Origin of the sequence: Vibrio sp. 99K-1 (genome assembly GCF_013114585.1) — a bacterium.
Taxonomy (GTDB): domain Bacteria; phylum Pseudomonadota; class Gammaproteobacteria; order Enterobacterales; family Vibrionaceae; genus Vibrio; species Vibrio chagasii_B.
Genome location: NZ_VTXF01000055.1, coordinates 1 through 5,693, shown reverse-complemented (window position 1 = coordinate 5,693; position 5,693 = coordinate 1). Strand labels below are relative to the sequence as shown.

2 protein-coding genes, 7 tRNA genes and 1 rRNA gene are annotated in these 5,693 nt (G+C 43.3%); 7 read left to right on the top strand and 3 right to left on the bottom strand.

Features of this window, described 5'->3' with window-relative positions; all coding sequences use genetic code 11:
- The first annotated feature begins 28 nt into the window (after positions 1-28).
- The 7 genes from F0228_RS25525 to F0228_RS25495 all read left to right on the top strand — a co-directional run bounded on the left by F0228_RS25525 (position 29) and on the right by F0228_RS25495 (position 3,016).
- Positions 29-104, top strand: a tRNA-Asn gene (locus F0228_RS25525).
- A 545-nt stretch (positions 105-649) separates the two neighbouring features.
- Entirely contained in the window at positions 650-2,275 is a 1,626-nt protein-coding gene (locus tag F0228_RS25520) for a methyl-accepting chemotaxis protein (protein ID WP_102426098.1), read from the top strand.
- Positions 2,276-2,510: 235 nt separating this feature from the next.
- Positions 2,511-2,586 (top strand) — tRNA-Phe (locus F0228_RS25515).
- Between the two features lie 56 nt (positions 2,587-2,642).
- Positions 2,643-2,718: transfer RNA gene (locus tag F0228_RS25510), tRNA-Thr, on the top strand.
- Between the two features lie 24 nt (positions 2,719-2,742).
- Positions 2,743-2,818 (top strand) — tRNA-Asn (locus F0228_RS25505).
- A 10-nt stretch (positions 2,819-2,828) separates the two neighbouring features.
- Positions 2,829-2,904, top strand: a tRNA-Thr gene (locus tag F0228_RS25500).
- Positions 2,905-2,940: 36 nt separating this feature from the next.
- Positions 2,941-3,016 (top strand) — tRNA-Asn (locus F0228_RS25495).
- A gap of 452 nt (positions 3,017-3,468) precedes the next feature.
- On the opposite strand, the gene F0228_RS25490 is transcribed toward F0228_RS25495, so the two are convergent.
- The 3 genes from F0228_RS25490 to rrf form a co-directional block, all read right to left on the bottom strand.
- Entirely contained in the window at positions 3,469-3,864 is a 396-nt protein-coding gene (locus tag F0228_RS25490) for a DUF2391 family protein (protein WP_008224619.1), read from the bottom strand.
- A 1,612-nt stretch (positions 3,865-5,476) separates the two neighbouring features.
- A tRNA-Asp gene (locus F0228_RS25485) sits at positions 5,477-5,553 on the bottom strand.
- 30 nt (positions 5,554-5,583) lie between these two features.
- Positions 5,584-5,693: ribosomal RNA gene (gene rrf, locus F0228_RS25480) — 5S ribosomal RNA — on the bottom strand; the annotation flags it as partial.

Here is a 5,693-nt window from a genome sequence, read left to right as displayed (position 1 = left end):
TTAACTTAAATAAGTTAACGCAAGTAATTCCCCCTTAGTTCAGTTGGTAGAACGGCGGACTGTTAATCCGTATGTCGCAGGTTCGAGTCCCGCAGGGGGAGCCACATTCAAGAAGCCAAGTCGAAAGACTTGGCTTTTTTCGTTTTAAGCTGCGACTTATTTGTACCAAATAAATGTCTCAGCCGAAACGTCGGACCGTGCTAGCCGCCCACGTTGAGTCCCAACAGGGGAGTCATTTTAGAGAAAGCCTCATCACACGATGAGGCTTTTTCGTATCTAACGCTCCTGCTTTGTGCCAAAGCAATGTCTCAGAAAAATCGTCCCCCTTCTCCGGTCACGTCGAATTCCAATACTGAAAAGCTCTTTCAATTTAGGCACGCATTAAATACTGAAACTGGAAAACTACCCTCTTCCGTCGTATACCTCTGCTCAACGACAATCTCTGACTAATGCCGCTCCCTTACAGCCATTCGCAAGACACACTCAAATACACAAAAGGTAACAAACTAGCGTTCCATTACTTTTTTTTCTTCGTAAATTTAATCTTCATCATGTTTTGATATCTTTCTAATATCTGCCCTACACGACTTAGATTAAGATTCGATGAAACATACCTAATATTTATTATTTAATTGCTGCGCGGGGAAATATGAAACTAAAAACGCAAGCTTACTTACTATCGGGCATCATTTTAGTCGCCCTACTAGCGTTGACCGCTACAGGTTTATGGACCTTAAGAGTCGCTAGCAACATGGACAACAAAGCTCGCGTAACTGAGCTATTTAAGAGTGCATACAGCATTCTTACTGAAGTTGAAAAGATGGCCATTGACGGCACGTTAGAAGAACAACAAGCAAAACAGTTGGCGACACGTCTGCTGCGTAACAATATTTATAAAGACAATGAATATGTATACGTTGCCGATGAGAATATGACGTTTGTCGCTACTCCGTTAGATCCTCAGTTACACGGAACTAGCTTTAATGACTTTAAAGATGGAGACGGTAATAGTGTTGGTCAATTAATCCAAAGAGTACTTGGTAACCGAACAGGTCAGATCGTTGAATACACCTGGACCCAAAAACAGCCAGATGGCACGATTGAAGAAAAACTATCTATTGCAGAGAAAACACCGCATTGGGGTTGGGTTGTAGGAACAGGTATAGGCTTCAATGAAGTTAACGCTCGTTTCTGGTCAACTGCTCAATGGCAGCTATTCCTATGTGTTGTTATTGCAGGTCTTATTCTTTCTAGCTTAATCGTGTCTATTAAACGAATGCTGGCACTACTTGGTGGCGAGCCTAAAGACGTGAGAGAAGCCGTACAAGCTGTAGCAGAAGGACGTATTCAGACTTCTTTCGAAACTAAAGCTGTCGATGGCAGTATCTATCATGCAGTACAACAAATGAGTAAATCGCTGGCTGAACTGGTATCTAACCTTAATGCTTCGATGTTGGCATTACGAGGCGAGCTGCAACGAGTCGAAGACCGCGCTGGTTCTATTGCTCAACTCACTGAGACACAACAGCAATCCACTGAAATGATCGCAACTGCGATGACAGAGATGGCATCTTCAGCTAATAACGTTGCTGACTCTGCGGGAGACACAGCGCGCAACACTGATGAAGCAGACAAACAGAGCCAGCATACTCAGCGCCTGATTCATAACACAGTAGACAATATCCAAGGCCTCGCAGGACAACTAGGAACAGCAAGCGAAGCTGTCGCTAACCTAGATAACGATGTAAACAACATTGTGAAAGTATTGGATGTGATTGGCGATATTGCAGAACAGACAAACCTATTGGCACTAAATGCAGCAATTGAGGCTGCTCGTGCAGGCGAGCAAGGTCGAGGATTTGCAGTGGTTGCTGATGAGGTGCGTAATCTTGCAGGCCGAACGCAATCAAGCACTAAAGAGATCCAGTTAATGATCAATAACCTTCAGGACGGCTCTCGCAACGCTATCCAAACCATGGAAGTGTGTGCAGCGACCAGCCAGAGCACAGTAACCGAGTCTCAAAACGCCTCAGAAGCGCTACAACAGATTGTTATTGCTCTTGAGTCAATCTCTTCAATGAGCCATCAAATCGCGACAGCAGCAGCTGAGCAAACTCAAGTGAGTGATGATATCTCGAAGCGCATCAACATGATTGAGGAAAGTGGTAATCAACTAAGCAATGTAGTGACCGAAAGTCATAACAGCACCCAAACCTTAGCCTCTCTATCTAATGAACTCGAAGCTTGGGTAAATAGGTTTGAAGTAAAACACTAAAGTTTCGGGAAGATTTTTAAATATAAAAGCACGTTTTCATACGTGCTTTTTTTATTTCGGCACTCATTCCGTCTAGTTAAACGTAGTTTCTCGATCTTTTAGGGCATGCTAGACCTAGGTTTTTCACCGCAAATGAACAAAAACAACCCACTAAGTATAGAAAAACATCAAACAATACTTTTTTTGCAATTTAATGTTGACCCAGAACGCGAAAACACGTTTAATACACCTCGTCGCCCGGATAGCTCAGTCGGTAGAGCAGAGGATTGAAAATCCTCGTGTCGGTGGTTCGATTCCGCCTCCGGGCACCACAATTTATTTGTTGGTGTCTTAGACAACAACAGTAAAGCACAAAGAAATATTATGTGCCGACTTAGCTCAGTAGGTAGAGCAACTGACTTGTAATCAGTAGGTCACCAGTTCGATTCCGGTAGTCGGCACCATTTCTTTAAAGCTTTAAGAATAATTCCCCCTTAGTTCAGTTGGTAGAACGGCGGACTGTTAATCCGTATGTCGCAGGTTCGAGTCCCGCAGGGGGAGCCACATTTAGTGTGCCGACTTAGCTCAGTAGGTAGAGCAACTGACTTGTAATCAGTAGGTCACCAGTTCGATTCCGGTAGTCGGCACCATTTATATTATTGAGAAGTTTACTCTTCTTAAATAATTCCCCCTTAGTTCAGTTGGTAGAACGGCGGACTGTTAATCCGTATGTCGCAGGTTCGAGTCCCGCAGGGGGAGCCACTTTAGAGAAAGCCTCATCACACGATGAGGCTTTTTCGTATCTAACGCTCCTGCTTTGTGCCAAAGCAATGTCTCAGCCGAATCGTCGGACCGCCCTAGCCGGCCGCGTCGAATCCCGCAAGGGGAGCCAATAAAGAAGAAGCCGCATCATTGATGCGGCTTTTTTGCACTTGAAGATCACGCATCTCTTTCCTACCTTCTTTAAACATCCTTGCCTTTTATCACATCCAAAATACCTTTCTTTATCTAGAGGTAATCAAACCATAGCCATTCATCTCAAGTGGTAAAGCTCACTTAGTAAAAACACTTCATCGAAAATTACTCTGGCGATAACGACGACCATAAATCGAAGATCTGTATAGCGTGGTGATTTAGAGCTCCCTACTTCAAACATCATCCTAAACGCTCTCAGTTATGACTGTAAAGCACCATGAGCTCCTGAACTACCATGGTTACTCCTTATCAAAACTATCCACCACAATAGCTCCCATAGAGGCTGGCATAGAAATAACAATCACCCTCTTGATTGACACAACAGGGTCAGACAATAAAGGGAGTTTATCTAAACAAGTCAATACTAATGCCACAACCATGGCCGTCATGACATAAGCGATAACGATTCTAAAAATGAATACGGGGACTCGAGCAACAACATCCTTTTGAAAGACACTCTCATAAGTATAAAAACCAAGAAAGACTGCGGATAACATAAATAGCAGCAATAAATTTTCAGTAGGTAACGTCTCTCCTAGCCTCCAGGCTTCTTCAGAAAAAGAGATAGGCACCGCCAGAGCAAAAGATCCGACAAAGATCTGGCTTGCATCTTCAAAATTAAAACTTAGTTTCATTACATCACCTATTGAGGCTTTCTCAACGATCTTGCAGATCTAGCATCCATTGTTCTTAACCATTGAGTTGGTAGTATCACCGTTAGATTCAAATTAAACTCTAGTGCTTCATATTAACCACCTTCAGCGAACTAAGATTTGAACTTGAAAGCAACATATCAAAAATTGCTGTATTTCAAAGAAATAATAGATTTAACGCTTTCACATTATTGTAGAGCTTTTTGCAAGCTTCAAAACTTGATGCTTGAGGGCATTAGTTTCAACGGTATTACTAGCATTGTTACTCAACCCTAAACTGAAAAAGATCAGCTTCTACTGTACTTCTAATAAAACAATATAGTGAGGTCACTCACGAGGAAATAAAGAGGATTATTAAAAAGAGAGGTAAGGAGAATACTGACTGACGTTGCTCCATTTACAGAAGTCTTAATCGGAAGGTTTTACAACAACTCTAATAATTCAGGCTCCCCAAACCTTATCAAAGGCTAGAGCAATCATGATGGATAGCCTAAGACCTAAAGAACACCAAAAAAGAAGTCGTGATTTGTTGAACGTATTCATAAGTAGACCTTACCAGAGCTAGAGCATCCTCAGTAACTATATAAAGAGCTAACAGCCGTAATTACTAGAACCATAGAATATGCCCGATTTGTGACTCATCGACCCATGAGCAGTTACCAAGACACAAGGAAATAGCTCTCTATTACTCTAGTGGAGCCATAAGCCTCCTTCCGTAGATTAAGCCAATTACAAAGGCTAAATGCCACTAGTTTAACTAAGCGTCGAAACATCATGTATCTAAAGATATTTACCTGCCGACAAAATGAGAGGCAAAAAAGAGTCGGTATATAAACGGGTTGTGCGAACCACATTTACTGGTAACGAAATCAATACAAACCCAATACTCTATAAAGATAAAAAGCTCAGGGCAAAGATATCCGTAACTCATCACTCCTAAGGGACTCAAAGCCTCTAACAGCCTATTTATACGTCTAGTTAAACCGCAAGCTTCGTAACTTTAACTAACTTCTCTAAAGCCACGAGTTACACCCGCTCTTGCGAGCTAACCAAAACTCGCAGATCACGGGCTCAAAAAGGGAAACACAATGATTCAAATGTGAAAAAACCTAGCTCTTACTAGTAGGGCATCTCTATAAGTGACATAGATCGCCGGTACTGGGACTCGTTAGTCGAAAACCAAAGCATCTATGTCCAAAAGCGAGAAAGCCTAGTCGTAAGGCTAAGCTTTCTAATAAGTGCTGGAGTGTCCGGGGTTGTGGACAACGGGTAAACCTTTTGCGGGACTCTTTCGACCGAAGGGGGAGCACAATCATTCAAACGTAAAAAAGCCCAAGCAGTTATGCTTGGGCTTAGTATAAGTGGCGGAGTAGCTGGGGTCGCAGGCGACCGGGACTCGTTGGTCGAAGACCAAAATACCTATCCCCCAGAAACGACAAAAGCCTAGTCGTAAGACTAGGCTTTCTGATAAGTGGCGGAATGGCCGGGGTTGCGGACAACGGGTAAACCTTTTGCGGGACTCTTCGACCGAAGGGCGAACATAATCATTCAAACGTAAAAAAGCCCAAGCAGTTATGCTTGGGCTTAGTATAAGTGGCGGAGTGGACGGGACTCGAACCCGCGACCCCCGGCGTGACAGGCCGGTATTCTAACCAACTGAACTACCACTCCGCAGTGTCTATTCAGTTTAAAGCAATTTGAGCCTGACGATGTCCTACTCTCACATGGGGAAGCCCCACACTACCATCGGCGCTATTGTGTTTCACTTCTGAGTTCGGCATGGAATCAGGTGGGTCCACAATGCTATGGTC

Bases quoted from the DNA above. Each gene is read 5' to 3' on its own strand.
- F0228_RS25490 (WP_008224619.1), bottom strand. From the start codon at position 3,864: ATGAAACTAAGTTTTAATTTTGAAGATGCAAGCCAGATCTTTGTCGGA.
- F0228_RS25520 (WP_102426098.1), top strand. From the start codon at position 650: ATGAAACTAAAAACGCAAGCTTACTTACTATCGGGCATCATTTTAGTC.